Source organism: Pseudomonas cichorii, from assembly GCF_018343775.1.
Classification (GTDB): Bacteria; Pseudomonadota; Gammaproteobacteria; order Pseudomonadales; family Pseudomonadaceae; genus Aquipseudomonas; species Aquipseudomonas cichorii.
This window is the reverse complement of sequence record NZ_CP074349.1, coordinates 1,414,488-1,432,735: the sequence shown is the minus strand read 5'-3', so window position 1 is coordinate 1,432,735 and position 18,248 is coordinate 1,414,488. Positions and strand designations below refer to the sequence as shown.

The 18,248-nt window shown below is 57.9% G+C and carries 18 protein-coding genes; 4 read left to right on the top strand and 14 right to left on the bottom strand.

Features of this window, described 5'->3' with window-relative positions; genetic code table 11:
* Positions 1–75 precede the first annotated feature (75 nt).
* A complete protein-coding gene (locus KGD89_RS06385; RefSeq protein WP_025258978.1) occupies positions 76–1,152 on the top strand; it encodes an LOG family protein in 1,077 nt (358 codons plus the stop codon).
* A gap of 20 nt (positions 1,153–1,172) precedes the next feature.
* On the opposite strand, the gene recX is transcribed toward KGD89_RS06385, so the two are convergent.
* The 3 genes from recX to KGD89_RS06370 form a co-directional block, all read right to left on the bottom strand.
* A complete protein-coding gene (gene recX, locus KGD89_RS06380) occupies positions 1,173–1,640 on the bottom strand; it encodes a recombination regulator RecX (RefSeq protein ID WP_025258977.1) in 468 nt (155 codons plus the stop codon).
* Positions 1,641–1,648: 8 nt separating this feature from the next.
* Positions 1,649–2,713 (bottom strand): recombinase RecA, encoded by a 1,065-nt coding sequence (recA, locus tag KGD89_RS06375; RefSeq protein ID WP_025258976.1) that lies wholly within the window; start codon positions 2,711–2,713, stop codon positions 1,649–1,651.
* Between the two features lie 94 nt (positions 2,714–2,807).
* Positions 2,808–3,308 carry a CinA family protein gene (locus KGD89_RS06370; protein WP_038400228.1) on the bottom strand — a complete coding sequence of 167 codons (501 nt, stop codon included), beginning with the start codon at positions 3,306–3,308 and terminating at the stop codon, positions 2,808–2,810.
* A 472-nt stretch (positions 3,309–3,780) separates the two neighbouring features.
* Between KGD89_RS06370 and mutS the strand changes: the two genes are divergently transcribed.
* Complete coding sequence (gene mutS / locus KGD89_RS06365) at positions 3,781–6,348, top strand: DNA mismatch repair protein MutS (RefSeq protein ID WP_162883726.1); 2,568 nt, start codon at positions 3,781–3,783, stop codon at positions 6,346–6,348.
* A gap of 238 nt (positions 6,349–6,586) precedes the next feature.
* Positions 6,587–6,910 carry a ferredoxin FdxA gene (gene fdxA / locus KGD89_RS06360; protein WP_012270863.1) on the top strand — a complete coding sequence of 108 codons (324 nt, stop codon included), beginning with the start codon at positions 6,587–6,589 and terminating at the stop codon, positions 6,908–6,910.
* A 530-nt stretch (positions 6,911–7,440) separates the two neighbouring features.
* On the opposite strand, the gene rpoS is transcribed toward fdxA, so the two are convergent.
* From rpoS to KGD89_RS06320, 8 genes are all read right to left on the bottom strand, one after another.
* Positions 7,441–8,451: an RNA polymerase sigma factor RpoS gene (gene rpoS / locus KGD89_RS06355; protein WP_025258973.1), complete on the bottom strand. Its 1,011-nt coding sequence runs from the start codon at positions 8,449–8,451 to the stop codon at positions 7,441–7,443.
* 102 nt (positions 8,452–8,553) lie between these two features.
* Positions 8,554–9,432: a peptidoglycan DD-metalloendopeptidase family protein gene (locus KGD89_RS06350; protein ID WP_038399762.1), complete on the bottom strand. Its 879-nt coding sequence runs from the start codon at positions 9,430–9,432 to the stop codon at positions 8,554–8,556.
* 192 nt (positions 9,433–9,624) lie between these two features.
* Positions 9,625–10,260, bottom strand: coding sequence for a protein-L-isoaspartate(D-aspartate) O-methyltransferase (locus KGD89_RS06345; RefSeq protein WP_176767549.1), 636 nt, complete (start codon positions 10,258–10,260; stop codon positions 9,625–9,627).
* A 41-nt stretch (positions 10,261–10,301) separates the two neighbouring features.
* Positions 10,302–11,051, bottom strand: a complete 750-nt coding sequence (gene surE / locus KGD89_RS06340; protein ID WP_025258971.1) for a 5'/3'-nucleotidase SurE — start codon at positions 11,049–11,051, stop codon at positions 10,302–10,304.
* Positions 11,039–12,097 (bottom strand): tRNA pseudouridine(13) synthase TruD, encoded by a 1,059-nt coding sequence (gene truD / locus KGD89_RS06335; RefSeq protein ID WP_025258970.1) that lies wholly within the window; start codon positions 12,095–12,097, stop codon positions 11,039–11,041. Before truD ends, surE begins: the two co-directional genes overlap by 13 nt.
* Positions 12,094–12,567 (bottom strand): 2-C-methyl-D-erythritol 2,4-cyclodiphosphate synthase, encoded by a 474-nt coding sequence (gene ispF / locus KGD89_RS06330; protein WP_025258969.1) that lies wholly within the window; start codon positions 12,565–12,567, stop codon positions 12,094–12,096. Before ispF ends, truD begins: the two co-directional genes overlap by 4 nt.
* A gap of 73 nt (positions 12,568–12,640) precedes the next feature.
* Positions 12,641–13,486 (bottom strand): S-formylglutathione hydrolase, encoded by an 846-nt coding sequence (gene fghA, locus KGD89_RS06325; protein ID WP_025258968.1) that lies wholly within the window; start codon positions 13,484–13,486, stop codon positions 12,641–12,643.
* 97 nt (positions 13,487–13,583) lie between these two features.
* Positions 13,584–14,696 carry an S-(hydroxymethyl)glutathione dehydrogenase/class III alcohol dehydrogenase gene (locus tag KGD89_RS06320; RefSeq protein ID WP_025258967.1) on the bottom strand — a complete coding sequence of 371 codons (1,113 nt, stop codon included), beginning with the start codon at positions 14,694–14,696 and terminating at the stop codon, positions 13,584–13,586.
* A gap of 105 nt (positions 14,697–14,801) precedes the next feature.
* Here KGD89_RS06320 and KGD89_RS06315 point away from each other — a divergent pair, with 105 nt between their 5' ends.
* A complete protein-coding gene (locus tag KGD89_RS06315) occupies positions 14,802–15,698 on the top strand; it encodes a LysR substrate-binding domain-containing protein (protein ID WP_025258966.1) in 897 nt (298 codons plus the stop codon).
* On the opposite strand, the gene ispD is transcribed toward KGD89_RS06315, so the two are convergent.
* The 3 genes from ispD to eno form a co-directional block, all read right to left on the bottom strand.
* Positions 15,695–16,402: a 2-C-methyl-D-erythritol 4-phosphate cytidylyltransferase gene (gene ispD / locus KGD89_RS06310; protein ID WP_025258965.1), complete on the bottom strand. Its 708-nt coding sequence runs from the start codon at positions 16,400–16,402 to the stop codon at positions 15,695–15,697. The genes KGD89_RS06315 and ispD overlap by 4 nt on opposite strands.
* Positions 16,399–16,677, bottom strand: coding sequence for a cell division protein FtsB (gene ftsB, locus KGD89_RS06305; protein WP_025258964.1), 279 nt, complete (start codon positions 16,675–16,677; stop codon positions 16,399–16,401). Before ftsB ends, ispD begins: the two co-directional genes overlap by 4 nt.
* 185 nt (positions 16,678–16,862) lie before the next feature.
* Positions 16,863–18,152, bottom strand: coding sequence for a phosphopyruvate hydratase (gene eno, locus KGD89_RS06300; RefSeq protein ID WP_025258963.1), 1,290 nt, complete (start codon positions 18,150–18,152; stop codon positions 16,863–16,865).
* Positions 18,153–18,248 lie beyond the last annotated feature (96 nt).

Genomic DNA, 18,248 nt, shown 5'->3' with positions numbered 1-18,248 from the left:
GCAACGTACGATGCTTTGCGATCCTGGGACGAGTCTTGTCAGGATCAAATCATTCTGCAGGAGGAGAAATCTTGAATGCCGTATGTACCTAACGATGTTCTATCGCAACACTTTCAGAGCAATGGTCTGGATATCACCAGCAAGATCGAAGAGCACATCAAGCAGGTCGCTCCCGACAGTCCCAACCTGCCCCTTTATCGGGACATGATCCTCACCGTACTACGCATGGCCGAAGATGGCCGAAATCGCTGGGACGCCAAGATAACGCTGCAAACCCTGCGCGAACTGGACAGAGCCTTCCGGGTGCTGGAACGTTTCAAGGGGCGCCGCAAGGTGACGGTGTTCGGCTCGGCACGCACGCCGGTGGAACATCCTCTGTATGCACAGGCCAGAAACCTGGGGGAAAAGCTGGCGCGTTCCGACATGATGGTCATCACCGGTGCCGGTGGCGGCATCATGGCTGCCGCACATGAAGGTGCCGGACGTAACAGCAGCTTGGGCTTCAATATCACCCTGCCCTTCGAGCAGCATGCCAACGCGACGGTGGAAGGCACTGAAAACCTCCTGCCGTTCCACTTCTTCTTTACCCGCAAGCTGTTCTTCGTCAAGGAAGCCGATGCGCTGGTGCTATGCCCGGGCGGCTTCGGCACTCTGGACGAAGCACTTGAAGTGCTGACACTGATCCAGACCGGCAAAAGCCCGCTGGTGCCTGTGGTTTTGCTGGATACACCGGGCGGAAACTTCTGGCAGAGCGCACTGGACTTCATCAAGAATCAGTTGGAGGACAACCACTACATTCTGCCAGCCGACATGAAACTGATGCGGCTGGTTTACAGCACCGATGAAGCAGTCGAAGAAATCAACCGGTTCTACAGCAACTTCCACTCCAGTCGCTGGCTGAAGAACACGTTCGTGATTCGCATGCATCACCCGCTCAGCGAGCAGGCAATGGCGCACATCCAGAAAGCCTTTGCCGATATCTGCAGCAGCGAGGACTTCCATCAGCACAGTTATCAGGGGGAAGAGCACGACGAAGCGCAATTCAGTAACCTGACACGCCTCGCCTTCGCATTCACAGGGCGTAATCAGGGCCGGCTTCGCGAGTTGATCGACTACATCAACCTGCCGGAGAGCCTTGCCCGAAAAGCCTGATATCCGTACTGGATACCTGGCTAATCATCCTCACCTAGGCCGCTCAACAAGCGGCCGATCATATCCAGCGGATACCCGCGATAACTCAGGAAGCGGCCTTGCTGGGCACGCTCTCGCGCATCAGCAGGCAACCTGCCAGCGAACTTGCGCTGCCAGGTTTCGTACAAGCGGGCTTGCCAGTCGACACCGCACTCTCTGAGCGCTTCTTCAATATCCCCACGCTGCAAGCCACGCTGCCCCAGTTCCTCACGGATACGCAAAGGCCCATAGCCAGAACGCGCTTTGGAGGAAACGAAGCTTTCAAGGTAGCGGGATTCAGAGAGCAGACCTTCCTCGACCAGACGATCAAGGGCGGACTCGATATGCTCTGGAGAAGCGCCGCGCTGACGCAATTTGCGCGTCAGCTCGACTCGACCGTGCTCGCGCCTAGCGAGCAGGTCCATTGCGGTTCGTCGTACAGCGACAGTGGTATCGAGCACAACTGGCATGAGGCTGATCAGATATCGGCGTCGATTTCAGCCATGTCATCGGCATCGGCTGATTCACGGGAGCCTACAGCCTTGGTGTCGACGCCTGGAGTCAGCAGCTTGTCGCGAATCTGCTTCTCAAGTGCCGAACCGATTTCCGGGTTATCCGCCAGGAACTTGGCCGAGTTGGCTTTACCCTGACCGATCTTGCTGCCTTGGTAGCTGTACCACGCGCCGGACTTCTCGACAAAGCCATGCAACACAGCCAGGTCGATGATCTCACCGTTGAGGTAGATGCCCTTGCCGTAAAGAATCTGGAACTCTGCCTGACGGAACGGCGGAGCCACCTTGTTCTTCACGATCTTGACACGGGTTTCGCTACCCACCACTTCATCGCCTTCTTTCACGGCGCCGGTACGGCGAATATCCAGACGTACCGAGGCGTAGAACTTCAGGGCGTTACCACCGGTGGTGGTTTCCGGGCTGCCGAACATCACGCCGATCTTCATACGGATCTGGTTGATGAAGATGACGAGGCAGTTGGCGTTCTTGATGTTACCGGTGATCTTGCGCAACGCCTGGGACATCAGGCGAGCCTGCAGACCCACGTGCATGTCACCCATTTCGCCTTCGATTTCGGCCTTGGGTACCAGTGCAGCCACGGAGTCGACGACGATGACGTCAACGGCATTGGAGCGCACCAGCATGTCGGTGATTTCCAGCGCCTGCTCACCGGTGTCCGGCTGCGAAACCAGCAGGTCGTCGACATTGACGCCCAGCTTGCCGGCGTATTCAGGGTCCAGTGCGTGCTCGGCATCGACGAACGCACAGGTTGCACCTGCTTTCTGGGCTTGAGCGATGACCGAAAGGGTCAGCGTGGTTTTACCCGAAGACTCTGGACCGTAGATTTCAACGATCCGGCCTTTAGGCAAGCCGCCGATACCCAGCGCGATATCCAGACCCAGCGAACCGGTGGAAATAGAAGGAATAGCCTGACGGTCATGGTCACCCATGCGCATTACGGCACCTTTACCGAATTGACGCTCGATCTGACCCAGGGCCGCAGCCAAGGCTTTCTTCTTGTTGTCGTCCATTGAAGTCCTCACGTAATCAAATTCAATTTAGGGCCTGAGCGATCAGAACACCTGTATAAGTAGACAGTATTATTCCACAGCGATGAGCGCTCGCCTACCCCTGTTTTGGCATTTCTCCAACAGCAAGCTGTATCAGCCCCTCTAGCGCGGCCTTCACCGTTTGTCGGCGCACTTCATCGCGATCGCCGTCGAACTGTCGACGCTGAGCGACAAGCGTCTCTCCCATGCCCCAGGACAGCCATACAGTGCCGACCGGCTTTTCAGCCGAACCACCGCCAGGCCCTGCCACGCCACTGACGGCAACGGCGAAACGAGCACCACTTTTCTCCTGCGCACCACGCACCATGGCTTCCACGACGGGCTGGCTGACTGCACCATGCGTCACAAACAGCTCGGCAGGCACATCGAGCTGGCGGGTTTTCTGAGTATTGGAATAGGTTACATAGCCTGCCTCAAACCAGGCAGAGCTACCGCCGATACGGGTAATGGCTTCGGCAATCCCGCCGCCCGTGCAGGACTCGGCGGTCGTCACCTGAGCCTTGATGGCTTGCAGATGCTTGCCGAGAGAGGCAGCAAGCCGGGTTATTTCATCCACGATCTTTTCCTGTACCAACCGAACGAAGCGGGCAAAGCGGTTACCTGGGCAACCGCCAGCCAGATAAGCCAACTATGACTCTTTTTTCCTGGGAGAGGGTTTGCGGATCGTCTCAACGGTTGTTTCTTTGGGCCTGCGCCTGGCTTCATCCACCGTAATGAAGCGCCCGTTACCGGAATCCCTTGCTCGTTTGTTCTTCATATAAAAGTCCCTTTTTATAAGATGCCGCCCGTTATCGAGCGGCGACGCTGGAAGTCTATACAGGCCATCCGCACCCTTGGGCGCCCTGAAACCTTCGGTGACGATACAGGAAGTGTCAGCCGCGCCTGCGTTGTGGAGGTGTGCGTGGTAACCTTGCGCCCATCGCAAAGACACGGCAGACAACCCTCGGCACGAGAGGGAGCCCATGTCGCCCCCTGAAATTTGCCCCACCCTTCTAACGAACTTGCCTAACCTACTGATGAATAAAGCAATTTCCGATCTCTCTTCGCACACCCCGATGATGCAGCAGTACTGGAAGCTGAAGAACCAGCATCCCGATCAACTGATGTTCTATCGCATGGGCGACTTCTATGAAATTTTCTACGAAGACGCAAAAAAAGCCGCCAAGCTGCTGGATATCACCCTGACTGCACGCGGTCAGTCAGCAGGCCAGAGCATCCCCATGTGCGGCATTCCCTACCATGCCGCCGAAGGCTATCTGGCCAAGCTGGTAAAGCTGGGCGAATCGGTGGTGATCTGCGAGCAGGTCGGCGATCCGGCAACCAGCAAGGGGCCGGTGGAACGTCAGGTCGTGCGTATCATCACGCCGGGCACCATCAGTGACGAAGCGTTCCTGGACGAGCGCCGGGACAACCTGCTCGCCGCCGTGCTGGGTGACGAACGTCTGTTTGGTCTGGCGGTGCTGGACATCACCAGCGGCAACTTCAGCGTGCTTGAAATCAAGGGCTGGGAAAACCTGCTGGCCGAGCTTGAGCGTATCAACCCTGTCGAACTGCTGATCCCCGATGACTGGCCTCAAGGCCTTCCGGCAGAAAAACGTCGTGGCTCTCGCCGTCGCGCGCCCTGGGATTTCGAGCGTGATTCGGCACATAAAAGCCTGTGTCAGCAGTTTTCGACTCAGGACCTCAAAGGCTTTGGCTGTGAAAACCTGACACTGGCCATCGGTGCCGCAGGCTGCCTGCTGAGCTATGCCAAGGAAACCCAGCGCACCGCATTGCCGCACTTGCGCAGCCTGCGTCACGAGCGTCTGGACGATACCGTGGTGCTGGATGCCGCCAGCCGCCGCAACCTCGAGCTGGACACCAATCTGGCCGGAGGTCGCGACAACACCCTGCAATCGGTCATGGACCGCTGCCAGACTGCCATGGGCACGCGCCTGCTGACTCGCTGGCTCAATCGTCCGCTGCGTGACCTGACCGTTCTCCAGGCGCGCCAGACTTCCATCGGCTGCTTCCTGGAAAGCTACCGCTTCGAGAGCCTGCAACCGCAGCTCAAGGAAATCGGCGATATCGAACGCATTCTGGCGCGTATCGGCCTGCGCAACGCCCGTCCTCGCGATCTGGCTCGCCTGCGCGACGCACTGGGCGCCCTGCCGGCACTGCAAGAAGCGATGACCAGCCTGGAAGCGCCGCACCTGCAACAACTGGCCAGAACCACCAGCACCTACCCGGAACTGGCAGACCTGCTGCAACGGGCGATCATCGATAACCCGCCTGCGGTGATCCGCGACGGCGGCGTGCTGAAGACCGGCTACGATGCCGAGCTGGACGATCTGCAATCGCTGAGCGAGAACGCCGGCCAGTTCCTGATCGACCTGGAGGCCCGTGAAAAGGCCCGTACCGGCCTGGCCAACCTGAAAGTCGGCTACAACCGCGTACACGGATACTTCATCGAGCTGCCCAGCAAACAGGCCGAACAGGCGCCCGCCGACTACATCCGTCGCCAGACCCTCAAAGGTGCCGAGCGCTTCATTACGCCCGAGCTCAAAGAGTTCGAGGACAAGGCACTGTCGGCCAAGAGCCGCGCCCTGGCCCGGGAAAAAATGCTTTACGAGGCCTTGCTGGAAGACCTGATCGGCCATCTGGCACCGCTGCAGGACACCGCCGCGGCCTTGGCCGAGCTGGACGTCCTGAGCAACCTGGCCGAGCGGGCACTGAATCTGGACCTCAACTGTCCGCGTTTTGTCAGCGAGCCGTGCATGCGCATCGACCAGGGTCGTCATCCGGTCGTCGAGCAAGTGCTGTCCACGCCTTTCGTGGCCAACGACCTGTCTCTGGATGACAGCACCCGCATGCTGGTGATCACCGGCCCGAACATGGGCGGTAAATCGACCTACATGCGTCAGACCGCCTTGATCGTATTGCTGGCCCACATTGGCAGCTTTGTACCGGCTGCCAGTTGCGAGCTGTCTCTGGTGGACAGGATCTTCACCCGTATCGGCTCCAGCGATGATCTGGCGGGTGGACGTTCGACCTTCATGGTGGAAATGAGCGAAACCGCCAATATCCTGCATAACGCGACTGATCGCAGTCTGGTGCTGATGGACGAGGTCGGCCGCGGCACCAGTACCTTCGACGGTCTTTCCCTGGCCTGGGCTGCGGCAGAATGTCTCGCCCAATTGCGCGCCTACACCCTGTTCGCCACGCACTATTTCGAGCTGACGGTATTGCCCGAGAGTGAACCACTGGTCACCAACGTGCATCTGAATGCCACCGAGCACAACGAGCGGATCGTGTTCCTGCACCGGGTTCTTCCGGGGCCGGCAAGCCAGAGCTACGGCTTGGCTGTGGCACAACTGGCGGGGGTTCCAGGCAAGGTCATCACTCGCGCCAAGGAGCATTTGCAACGGCTGGAAACCACCAGCCTGCCCCACGAACAACCACGGCCAAAACCCGGAAAACCGGCGGCGCCGATGCAAAGTGACCTGTTTGCCAGCCTGCCTCACCCGGTACTGGAAGAACTGTCGAAGGTGAAAGTCGACGACCTGACACCTCGTCAGGCACTAGAGTTGCTGTATTCATTGCAAACTCGGATCTGACGCGAAGTGATACAAGCTGTTAGAATCCCGCGCGGTTTGGGATGCTCTCAGCTTTTAGCCTGGTTGGGCAGCTAATCGAGCCGCGTGAAAACGCAGCGAACCAAGGATCGAGCGGAAGACAATACAGTCATGCCGCTCACTCCAAGCACGTGTTTTTCACAAGGCCGGGAAACGCCCCGAACCTGGCAGCCCCTATCTGGAAGGGCGATGCCGCAGCCGCCTGAGGAGAAAATTAGAAATGACCTTCGTCGTCACCGACAACTGCATCAAGTGCAAGTACACCGACTGCGTAGAAGTCTGTCCGGTGGACTGCTTTTACGAAGGCCCGAACTTCCTGGTGATTCACCCGGATGAGTGCATCGATTGCGCGCTTTGTGAGCCTGAATGCCCTGCGCAAGCCATCTTCTCGGAAGATGAGATTCCTGCCGGCATGGAAAACTTCATCGAGCTCAACGCCGAACTCGCTGAAGTATGGCCAAACATCACCGAAAGAAAAGATGCACTGCCCGACGCAGAAGAATGGGACGGGAAGACAGGCAAGATCGCAGATCTGGAACGCTGAGTTCCGGCATTGCCAGAAAGGCCCTTCGGGGCCTTTTTCATGGGCAAAAAAAAAGGGGCGGTATGACCCGCCCACATTTCTTCCCTAATCCCTGTAATCCTTTTCATCATCCTGATGAATCGCTTCTTGCGATGTCCTTGACTGTCTTCCTTGACTGCCTGTGCCTGTCCGTTGGCACAGTTCTGATATTAGTGATTTTCAGGCCGTGGGCAACACCCAAAAAATCGCAAAAACATTTCTTACGGCGCCGTATAAAAAATAAAACTCTTTTAAATTCATTGAAGTAGCAGAACTCCTGTACAGAAAAATCTTTTATCCGCCCCAATAAACCCTTGATAACTTACGACACGGGTAAGCAAAGGCTTACGCATCTTGCGCATATCTCTGGCAAAGACCTGTAGAGCCTCCCATGACTCTTCCCCTGAAGAAATAGCAAAGAGATCAGACAACTTTATAGGATGGTAATCATGTAAAAGGCCGATGCAAACATTTGATGTTTACATCGGCCTTTCGCACGCAGAGGGAGAGGATTATTGGAAGAGGGACTCGCTCGAAAGACCATTCTTTTCGAGGATTTCACGGAGACGCTTCAGACCTTCGACCTGAATCTGACGCACACGCTCACGGGTAAGACCAATCTCGAGACCTACATCCTCGAGCGTACTGCTTTCATGCCCGCGTAAACCAAAGCGGCGTATCACCACCTCACGCTGCTTGTCGGTCAGCTCGGACAGCCATTGGTCAATACTCTGGGAGAGATCATCGTCCTGCAGAAGCTCACAGGGGTCCGTAGGGCGATCATCAGTCAGTGTGTCGAGCAGCGTCTTGTCCGAATCCGGCCCCAGAGAAACATCCACCGAGGAAACACGCTCGTTGAGCCCAAGCATGCGCTTGACCTCGCCGACGGGTTTTTCCAGCAGGTTGGCGATCTCCTCGGGAGAGGGTTCGTGATCGAGCTTCTGTGTGAGTTCACGAGCGGCACGCAGATAGACATTCAGCTCCTTGACCACATGAATCGGCAGCCGGATGGTCCGGGTCTGATTCATGATTGCACGCTCGATGGTCTGACGAATCCACCATGTTGCGTAAGTCGAGAAGCGGAAACCGCGCTCCGGATCGAATTTTTCAACAGCCCGGATCAAGCCCAGGTTGCCTTCTTCGATCAAATCAAGCAATGACAACCCACGATTGACATAGCGCCTGGCAATTTTGACCACCAGCCGCAGATTGCTTTCAATCATGCGTTTGCGTCCAGCCGGATCCCCACGTTGCGACAATCTCGCAAAGTGGACCTCCTCTTCCGGGGACAGCAGGGGTGAGAACCCTATTTCATTGAGATACAACTGGGTAGCATCGAGCGCCCGAGTGTAATCAATATATTTATGTTGTTTGAGCGATGAATTGTGCTTGGCTTTCGTTCGATCCGATGCGGCAGTAGACGGCTGCTTCTCGTTCGAGTTGTCCTCCAGGACAATGCCGGTTTCCATGAGGAGCACTTCATCATCGATGTCAAACTCCGGCGCTTCGCTGCTAAGAGCCATTGTTATAGTCCTTTGGTGAGTTCGACCTCAAGCTCAGCGCCGCCTATATCCGTGGCAACGCTTGAGCCCATTCCCTCTGCGTCAGGAACAGGCTGACAACTATCAACGACGTGGCAAAAACTGCAATGGATCTACAGGCTTTCCTTGGCGGCGAATCTCGAAATGCAGCTTCACCCGGTCAGTTCCTGTGGACCCCATCTCGGCAATTGTCTGTCCCGCCTTGACCTGTTGCCCCTCCCGTACCAAAAGCCTGCGGTTGTGACCGTAGGCACTGACGTAGGTATCGCTGTGTTTGATGATTATCAATTCGCCGTAGCCCCGTAATCCACTTCCGGCGTATACAACTGATCCATCAGACGCGGCTAAAACAGGCTGTCCCAAATCACCTGCGATATCAATTCCTTTATTCAAACTGCCGTTTGAGGAAAATTTTCCTATCAAAATACCACTTGCTGGCCATGCCCAACCTGTCGGGGACTTACCCGCAACGCCCACGGGAGTATCACCAGCGGGAGGTATAACCACAGGTGTAACCGCGACCGGTTTGGAGAGGACCGTCGTTTTCACCGAGCCGGAGCTGCTGGTACGGGTGGATGTAGACGAGGTCACCGGACCCGGTTGTGCTACGACAGGAGCGGAAGCCACAGCCTCGGATGTTGAATTTGAACGCCCGTCAAAGCGAATCGTCTGACCGGGTTTAATCGTGTAGGGCTCGGGGATCTGGTTGCGCGCAGCGAGTGCTTTCCAGTCCCAGCCGTAACGAAATGCAATGGAAAAGAGCGTGTCGCCACGTCGCACGACATATTGTCCGGTCGTGACGGCAGGACGCTGTGACGTTACGTTGCCGTTGCGATCAACGACACGAACACCGCCCGACGGAGAACTGGCGCAGCCGACCAAGAGGACACTGAGCACAATGCCAATCACCAGACGCTGATAACTTGTTGAACAATTTAGCTGCCGAATGACTCTGTGACTCACCCGCCACTCCCTTTACTGGTGACTGAATTCGAAAGATGCCTATTGTGCCGCAACAACGGCGGGCAGCCAGTAATTAACAATGCCAAGCCCTTGTCATGCATGAATCATTTTGGTGAAGTGATGCCATGCTGCCATACCGGGTAAGTAGACCGATGAGTGTGCTCAGAATTCACTTGAAGTTCCATTAACGTTTCAGGCCAGAGGCCCGTTGAGCAATGGCACGAATCGCACAGCCCCCAGTACATGCCGGGAAAAACCGTTTTCCTCACGCACGATCAGCATCAGTTGCTGGACCTCACCGGAACCGACTGGAATCACCAGCCTGCCTCCCGGTGCCAGTTGATCAAGCAAGGCTTGAGGCACGTCGGTCGCCACGGCCGTCACGATGATGCCATTGTAAGGCGCCAGCGCAGGCCAGCCCTCCCAGCCATCGCCCCAGCGAAAGACCACGTTGCGCAGGTTCAACTCCACCAGGCGCTCCTTGGCCCGGTCCTGCAGCACCTTGATGCGCTCGACCGAGAAGACCCGCTCGACAAGTTGCGCCAGCACAGCGGTCTGATAGCCCGAGCCGGTGCCAATTTCCAGCACCTTGTCCAGCGGACCGGCTGCCAGCAGCAGCTCGCTCATGCGTGCGACCATATAAGGCTGGGAAATGGTCTGGTTGTGGCCGATCGGCAAAGCCGTGTCTTCGTACGCACGGTGGGCCAGGGCTTCATCGACGAACAGATGCCGCGGCGTCTTGCGGATGACATCCAGCACACGGGTATTGGACAAGCCTTCTTCATACAAGCGCTGGATCAGTCGCTCGCGAGTACGCTGCGAGGTCATGCCGATCCCGCGACGTAACAGATCATCTTGCTCGCGTGACATCAGATCAGTCCCTCCAGCCATGTATTCAGGCTGCTGAAGCCGTTCTGATAGGTTCGATCCAGTTGCAGCGGGGTAATCGAGACATAACCCTGCATGACCGCATGAAAATCGGTGCCTGCCCCGCCGTCTTCAGCATCGCCGGCAGCAGCGATCCAGTAGCCGGCACGACCACGAGGGTCGACGACTTTCACCGGAGCGGCAGCGCGGGCACGATGGCCAAGGCGGGTCAGTTGAATCCCCCGGATATGGTCGAGGGGCAGATTCGGGATATTGACGTTCAGTACCGTACGCGGCGGCAGGTCCAACTGCTCATGGGCCTCAACCAGCAGGCGCGCATAATGCGCTGCAGTCGCGAGGTTGTCCGGCTGGCGCGACAGAAACGAAAAGGCAAACGAAGGGCGTTCCAGAAAACGTCCTTCGAGGGCTGCGGCAACCGTACCGGAATACAGGACATCATCCCCGAGATTGGCGCCCAGGTTGATGCCCGAGACCACCATGTCCGGCTCGTGCTCCAGCAGCCCATTGAGCCCCAGATGCACGCAGTCGGTCGGCGTGCCATTGAGGCCGATGAACCCATTGGGCAGCGTATGCGGGTGCAAAGGCCGGTCGAGTGTCAACGAGCTGCTGGCGCCGCTTTTGTCTTGATCGGGAGCGATAACCACACAGTCGGCATAATCCGCCAGCGCCGCATACAGCGCCGCGAGACCGGGTGCAGTTACCCCATCATCGTTTGAAATCAGAATACGCATGGGCTGTCCGTCTGCCCAACCGGCACCAGATCGACGAGTTCGCGCACCAATACAGTGGCAAAGCATCCGGGCGGAAGGACGAATTCCAGTTGCAAAATGTCAGGCTCGGGATAATGCCACGTCAAACGGCCAATGGGCAGCCGCAGTATGCGACGTTCGTGCTCCATTCCAGCCTTTATCAGCCATTCGCACAGAGCCGCCTGCTCAGCGGCAATGCGGTTTTCCAGTTCGGCGGTTGCGCCGCTGGCCGGGGAAGGCCCTTCACCCCACTGCGGACCAGTGGGATGCAGGTCCAGAATGTCGAGCCGGGGATCGCTGCACTCGGCAACACCAGCCGGGAAAAAGCTCCGGCTGTCGGTAAACGCCAGCAGGTCGCCGGGCTGGGCACGCTCCCAGGTGCCATCGGCTACCCGGGCGTCCAGCACGCGGTTGAACAGATAGCTGCGGGCCGTGGACAGCAACCGGGAACGGACATTGCGCTGCTCCGGCAAGGCCTTGCGCTCGGCGTAATGCCGGGCTTCGCCCAGATTACCGCCCTGATAGCCAAAGCGCTGGGCCCCGAAATAATTGGGGATGCCCTTGCGGGCAATGGACTCAAGACGCTGATTCAGCGCGTCATGTTCGGCATTCAATTGTGTCAGGCGCAAGGTGAAGCCATTGGCCGCATGAGCACCGCGCTGCAGCTTGCGCTTGTGGCGGCTGCTCTTGAGGATCAGCAGGGTTTCGTCCTGGGCCGCTAAAAGGTCCGGATCGGCCTTGCCCGGCAATTGCAGGCTGAACCACTGACGAGTGAGAGCCTGACGGTCTTTCAGGCCTGCATAGCTGACGGTGCGCAACGGCACGCCAGCGGCACGGGCCAGACGCCGGGCCGCGTCCTCGGTGTTGAGGCCACGCTTCTCGACCCACAGCCAGAGGTGTTCGCCATCCCCGGACAAGGGGATATCGAGCACTTCATCGACCTGAAAGTCTTCGGCCGTCGCCTTGAGAACAGCGCTGCCCAGCGCTTCACCATAGGCCCGCTGGCCCAGCAGCTCCAGTTCGGTCATGCGCGCAGCAACAGCGCGACGGCATGCACCGCGATGCCTTCTTCACGGCCGACGAAGCCGAGTTTTTCCGTAGTCGTGGCTTTTACGTTCACTTGATCCAACTCAACCTGGAGATCTGCGGCTATCAAAGCGCGCATCGCATCGATATGCGGAGCCATCTTGGGTGCCTGGGCCACGATGGTGGCGTCGACATTGCCGACTTTCCAGCCTTTGCCCTGTACCTGCTTGAGCACATGGCGAAGCAGTACACGGCTGTCCGCGCCCTTGAATTGCGGATCAGTGTCCGGAAAGTGCTTGCCGATATCGCCCAGCGCAGCAGCTCCCAGCAAGGCGTCGCTCAGCGCATGCAGCAGAACGTCGCCGTCGGAATGAGCCAGGAGGCCGAAACCGTGTGCAATCCGCACGCCGCCCAAGGTAATGAAATCGCCCTCAGCGAAACGGTGCACATCATAGCCATGGCCAATACGCATAGAAAAACGCCCTGAAAAAAGTCAGGGCGTGATTCTACCTGCTTTGGCGCAAGTTAGGGCCTGTCGCTGACAGTCATCCGCTCAGAGCCTGGGCATGATGACGCAGATGGTCCTCGATGAAACTGGCAATGAAAAAGTAGCTGTGATCATAGCCGGGCTGCATTCGCAGGGTCAGCGGGTGCTGAGCGGCCTTTGCCGCCTGGACCAGTGCTTCGGGCTTGAGCTGATTGACCAGAAAGTCATCCCGGTCACCCTGATCCACCAGGATCGGCAGTTTTTCACTGGCTTCGGCAATCAGTACCGTGGCATCCCACTCGCGCCAGCGTGAACGATCTTCGCCCAGATAACGGGAGAACGCCTTCTGCCCCCAAGGGCAATCCATGGGGTTGGTGATCGGCGAAAACGCCGAAACCGACTGATAGCGACCCGGGTTGCGCAAGGCACAGACCAGAGCACCGTGTCCCCCCATGGAATGACCGCTGATGCTACGCGCCGTGGAAGCCGGGAAATGCTCCTCGACCAGAGCCGGCAGCTCATCGACCACGTAGTCGTGCATCCGGTAGTGCTTGGCCCAGGGTTGCGCCGTGGCATTCAGGTAAAATCCGGCCCCGAGCCCGAAGTCCCACGCACCATCCGGATCATCCGGCACATCCGCGCCACGGGGGCTGGTGTCGGGTGCAACCAGGATCAACCCCAGTTCCGCAGCCACCCTCTGGGCAGCGGCTTTCTGCATGAAGTTTTCATCATTGCAGGTCAGGCCGGACAACCAGTACAGCCCCGGCAACTTGCCGCCCTGCTCTGCTTGTGGCGGCAGGTAGACCGCAAACACCATGTCACAACCCAGCACGGCAGAATGATGCTTGTAACGCTTGAGCCAGCCGCCGAAGCTTTTCTGGCAGGAAATATTTTCCAGTGTCATGGACGAAGCTCCTGAGCTTCAAGTTTCAAGCCTCAAGCTGCAAGAAGAGAGCCGTACGCCCGCTTGCAGCTTGTCACTTGCCGCTTGAAGCTGCCCCTCAAAAATGAATGACAGAACGAATGCTTTTGCCTTCGTGCATCAGGTCGAATGCCTTGTTGATGTCTTCCAGCCCCATGGTGTGGGTGATGAAGGTATCCAGCGGGATTTCGCCGGTTTGCGACATGTCGACGTAGCTTGGCAACTCGGTACGACCACGTACGCCACCAAATGCCGAACCGCGCCAGACGCGGCCGGTCACCAGCTGGAATGGACGGGTGGCGATTTCCTGGCCGGCACCGGCCACGCCAATAATGACCGACTCACCCCAGCCTTTGTGGCAGCATTCCAGAGCAGCACGCATCAGTTGCACATTGCCGATGCACTCGAAGGAGAAGTCCACGCCGCCATCGGTCATGTCCACGATCACTTCCTGGATCGGACGATCAAAGTCTTTCGGATTGACGCAATCGGTTGCACCCAGTTGCTTGGCGATTTCGAACTTGGCCGGGTTGATGTCGATGGCAATGATGCGCGCCGCCTTGGCCTTGACCGCACCGATGACCGCCGACAGGCCGATGCCGCCCAGACCGAAGATGGCCACGGTGTCACCTGGTTTTACCTTGGCGGTATTGAGCACCGCACCGATACCGGTGGTGACGCCGCAACCCAGCAGGCAGACCTTCTCCAGCGGGGCGTCTTTCTGGATTTTGGCGACCGAGATTTCCGGCAGGACTGTGTATTCGGAAAAGGTCGACGTACCCATGTAGTGGAAAATCGGCTGACCCTTGTAGGAAAAGCGCGCAGTACCATCCGGCATCAGGCCTTTGCCTTGGGTCGCACGGATCGACTGGCAGAGGTTGGTTTTACCCGACAGACAGAATTTGCACTGGCGGCATTCCGGGGTGTACAGCGGAATCACATGATCGCCCACTGCAACCGAGGTCACGCCCTCGCCGATGGCTTCGACAATCGCGCCACCTTCGTGGCCCAGAATCGCCGGGAAGATACCTTCCGGGTCAGCACCGGAGAGCGTGTAGGCATCGGTATGGCAAACGCCCGAAGCCACGACCCGCAGCAGCACTTCTCCCGCCTTGGGCATGGCGACATCGATTTCAACGATTTCCAATGGCTTCTTGGCTTCAAAGGCAACAGCAGCACGCGACTTGATCATCGATCTTCTCCAGCAGGATAAAAACAAGGTCTGGAGTGTAGTACAGTGCCTTTCAGTTAATAATCCAGACAAAAGCAAAACATTATTGCCATACAGGGATAATCGATGTACGCGAATCGCTGGGAAGGTCTGGACGAGTTCGTTGCGGTGGCCGAATGCGGGCAATTCACTGCGGCCGCCCAGCGCCTGGGTGTATCTTCCTCCCATATCAGTCGCCAGATCGTGCGCCTTGAAGAACGCCTGCAAACCCGTTTGCTGTACCGCAGCACACGACGTGTAGCCTTGACCGAGGCCGGTCAGACATTTCTGCATCATTGCCAGCGTTTGCAGGATGGACGCGAGGAAGCACTGCGCGCCGTGGGCGATCTGACCAGCGAACCGAAAGGCCTGCTGCGCATGACCTGCGCCGTGGCCTACGGCGAGCGCTTCATCACGCCACTGGTCACGCGCTTCATGGATCTGTATCCGCAACTGCGAGTCGATATCGAGCTGAGCAACGACACGCTGGACCTGGTTCACGAAGGGATGGATCTGGCGATTCGCCTGGGTCGGCTACAGGATTCGCGTCTTGTCGCCGCAAGGCTGGCGCCGCGACGCATGTACCTGTGCGCATCGCCTTCCTATCTGGAGCGCTACGGTCGGCCGCACAGTCTTTCCGAGTTGAGTCGTCATAACTGCCTGATCGGTGGCAGTGACACCTGGCTGCTTCAGCAGAACGGCAGGGAGTTTTCACAACGGGTCCAGGGCAACTGGCGCTGCAACAGCGGCCAGGCGGTACTGGATGCCGCATTGCAGGGTGTTGGTCTGTGCCAGCTTCCGGACTACTACGTGCAGGAACACCTGAAGAACGGCAACCTGATTTCCCTGCTCGAAGCGCACCAGCCACCTAACACCGCCGTCTGGGCGCTTTACCCGCAGCAGCGCCACTTGTCGCCCAAGGTGCGCAAGCTGGTCGATTACCTCAAGGAAGGTCTGGCTGTGCGGGAAGAGTACAGAATCTAGTTGCCCATGGACCTGCGCTGACGCAGCCACTCAAGGTCTTCGGGACGGGTCACCTTGATATTGTCGGAGCGCCCTTCGATCAGACGAGGCGACTGCCCTGCCCACTCGATGGCTGAAGCTTCATCGGTGATGCTGACATTCGACACCTGGCTGTCCGCCAGCGCCCGATGCAAGGCGCCGAGACGGAACATCTGCGGCGTGTAGGCTTGCCAGATCAGACTACGATCGACGGTCTGCGCCACACGGCCATGTTCGTCGGCGCGCTTGAGGGTATCGCGAGCCGGTACCGCCAGCAGGCCGCCTACCGGATCGTCCGCCAGTTCGCCCAGCAGGTTGTCCAGATCGCTACGGGCAAGGTTGGGACGTGCCGCATCGTGAACCAGCACCCAGTCGTCATCGCTGGCGCCCTGGGCATGCAGGTGCAGCAAGGCATTGAGCACCGAGTCCGAACGCTCCTTGCCGCCATCCACACGCTGGATACGCGAATCCAGCGCACACGGCAGGGTTGGCCAGTAAGGATCATCCACAGCCAGACTGATCACCATGCCCTTGAGGCGCGGGTGATCGAGAAAGCAAAGCAGGCTGTGTTCAAGAATAGTGAGGCCGCCCAGTTGCAGGTACTGCTTGGGACGGTCTGCTGCCATGCGAGCACCAACGCCCGCTGCAGGAATCACTGCCCAGAAGGCAGGAAGAGAGTTTTTCATTGCGCCAACTGATAGAGAGTTTCGCCGTCCTTGACCATACCCAACTCATGACGGGCACGTTCTTCAACGGTTTCAAGGCCCTTTTTCAGTTCCATGACCTCAGCATCCAGAACGCGATTTCGTTCGAGCAGGACTTCGTTTTCGGCATGCTGTTCTGCAATTTGCTCGGTCAGGCTGGCCACTTGCGCCAGACTTCCGTTACCTACCCACAGGCGATACTGAAGACCACCTAGCAGCAGGATCAGGATGAGGAACAACCAGTTAGGACTGCGCATGAAATATCAGGTACCCAGTAAAAAAGACTGCAGAGCCAGCAATATGAACAATCGACTGAGGGCATTGAGCCTGACATAAGCCAGGCTCAATCACTCCTGATTACAGCGGAGCGTCCGCATCAGGGCTGCAAATATGTCGGCATGACCGGCTTTTTCTGCAGCACCTGTCTTTTACCATCTACGACTCAGCCGCGAAACTCTGCGCGACCACGGTACACGGCTTTGCTACCCAGTTGCTCTTCGATACGCAGCAATTGGTTGTACTTGGAAACGCGGTCGGAGCGGCACAGCGAACCGGTCTTGATCTGACCCGCCGAAGTACCGACTGCCAGATCGGCAATGGTCGAATCTTCGGTTTCACCGGAACGGTGCGAGATCACGGCCGTGTAGCCGGCAGCCTTGGCCATCTGGATGGCTTCCAGGGTTTCGGTCAGGGTGCCGATCTGGTTGAACTTGATCAGGATCGAGTTGGCGATCTTCTTGTCGATGCCTTCTTTCAGGATCTTGGTGTTGGTCACGAACAGATCGTCACCGACCAGTTGAACCTTGTCACCGATCTTGTCGGTCAGGACTTTCCAGCCAGCCCAGTCGGACTCGTCCAGACCGTCTTCGATGGAGATGATCGGGTAACGGTTGGCCAGGCCAGCCAGGTAGTCGGCAAAACCGGCTGCGTCGAAGGAGTGACCTTCGCCCGACAGGTTGTATTTGCCGTCTTCGTAGAACTCGCTCGCTGCACAGTCCAGCGCCAGGGTCACGTCGGTGCCCAGTTTGTAACCGGCATTGGCCACCGCTTCGGAGATAGCGCCCAGGGCGTCTTCGTTGGAAGCCAGGTTAGGTGCGAAACCACCTTCGTCACCCACTGCGGTGTTCAGGCCACGAGCCTTCAGAACAGCCTTGAGGTGGTGAAAAATCTCGGTGCCCATGCGCAGCGCATCGGAGAAGGTCTTGGCGCCAACCGGTTGAACCATGAACTCCTGGATGTCGATGTTGTTATCGGCGTGCTCGCCACCGTTGATGATGTTCATCATCGGAACCGGCATCGAGTAGACGCCCGGTGTACCGTTGAGGTTGGCGATGTGAGCGTAGAGCGGCAGATCCTGATCCTGCGCAGCGGCCTTGGCGGCAGCCAGGGAGACAGCGAGGATGGCGTTGGCGCCCAGGCTTGCCTTGTTCTCGGTACCGTCCAGCTTGATCATCGCGTGATCCAGCGCCTTCTGGTCAACCGGGTCCTTGCCCAGCAGCAGGTCGCGGATCGGACCATTGATGTTGGCTACAGCCTTGAGAACACCTTTGCCCAGGTAACGGCTCTTGTCGCCATCACGCAGCTCGAGCGCTTCACGCGAGCCGGTTGAAGCACCCGACGGCGCGCATGCGGTACCGATGATGCCGTTATCGAGGAGCACATCTGCTTCCACGGTGGGATTGCCACGGGAGTCGAGAACTTCACGACCTTTGATGTCGACGATTTTTGCCATTGTTGTAAACACTCCAAGATTGACGAAAACGACGCAGCTGGGAAAAAACGATTACCGCTGTCAGGCAAGAAACGAGGCAGGCCTGAATGAGACAAC

What these genes read in the sequence shown, in the direction of transcription:
- KGD89_RS06385 (WP_025258978.1), top strand. Translation starts at nt 76, where the DNA reads ATGCCGTATGTACCTAACGATGTTCTATCGCAACACTTTCAGAGCAAT.
- recX (WP_025258977.1), bottom strand. Translation starts at nt 1,640, where the DNA reads ATGCCAGTTGTGCTCGATACCACTGTCGCTGTACGACGAACCGCAATG.
- recA (WP_025258976.1), bottom strand. Translation starts at nt 2,713, where the DNA reads ATGGACGACAACAAGAAGAAAGCCTTGGCTGCGGCCCTGGGTCAGATC.
- fdxA (WP_012270863.1), top strand. Translation starts at nt 6,587, where the DNA reads ATGACCTTCGTCGTCACCGACAACTGCATCAAGTGCAAGTACACCGAC.
- rpoS (WP_025258973.1), bottom strand. Translation starts at nt 8,451, where the DNA reads ATGGCTCTTAGCAGCGAAGCGCCGGAGTTTGACATCGATGATGAAGTG.
- KGD89_RS06345 (WP_176767549.1), bottom strand. Translation starts at nt 10,260, where the DNA reads ATGACCTCGCAGCGTACTCGCGAGCGACTGATCCAGCGCTTGTATGAA.
- surE (WP_025258971.1), bottom strand. Translation starts at nt 11,051, where the DNA reads ATGCGTATTCTGATTTCAAACGATGATGGGGTAACTGCACCCGGTCTC.
- truD (WP_025258970.1), bottom strand. Translation starts at nt 12,097, where the DNA reads ATGACCGAACTGGAGCTGCTGGGCCAGCGGGCCTATGGTGAAGCGCTG.
- ispF (WP_025258969.1), bottom strand. Translation starts at nt 12,567, where the DNA reads ATGCGTATTGGCCATGGCTATGATGTGCACCGTTTCGCTGAGGGCGAT.
- fghA (WP_025258968.1), bottom strand. Translation starts at nt 13,486, where the DNA reads ATGACACTGGAAAATATTTCCTGCCAGAAAAGCTTCGGCGGCTGGCTC.
- KGD89_RS06320 (WP_025258967.1), bottom strand. Translation starts at nt 14,696, where the DNA reads ATGATCAAGTCGCGTGCTGCTGTTGCCTTTGAAGCCAAGAAGCCATTG.
- KGD89_RS06315 (WP_025258966.1), top strand. Translation starts at nt 14,802, where the DNA reads ATGTACGCGAATCGCTGGGAAGGTCTGGACGAGTTCGTTGCGGTGGCC.
- ispD (WP_025258965.1), bottom strand. Translation starts at nt 16,402, where the DNA reads ATGAAAAACTCTCTTCCTGCCTTCTGGGCAGTGATTCCTGCAGCGGGC.
- ftsB (WP_025258964.1), bottom strand. Translation starts at nt 16,677, where the DNA reads ATGCGCAGTCCTAACTGGTTGTTCCTCATCCTGATCCTGCTGCTAGGT.
- eno (WP_025258963.1), bottom strand. Translation starts at nt 18,152, where the DNA reads ATGGCAAAAATCGTCGACATCAAAGGTCGTGAAGTTCTCGACTCCCGT.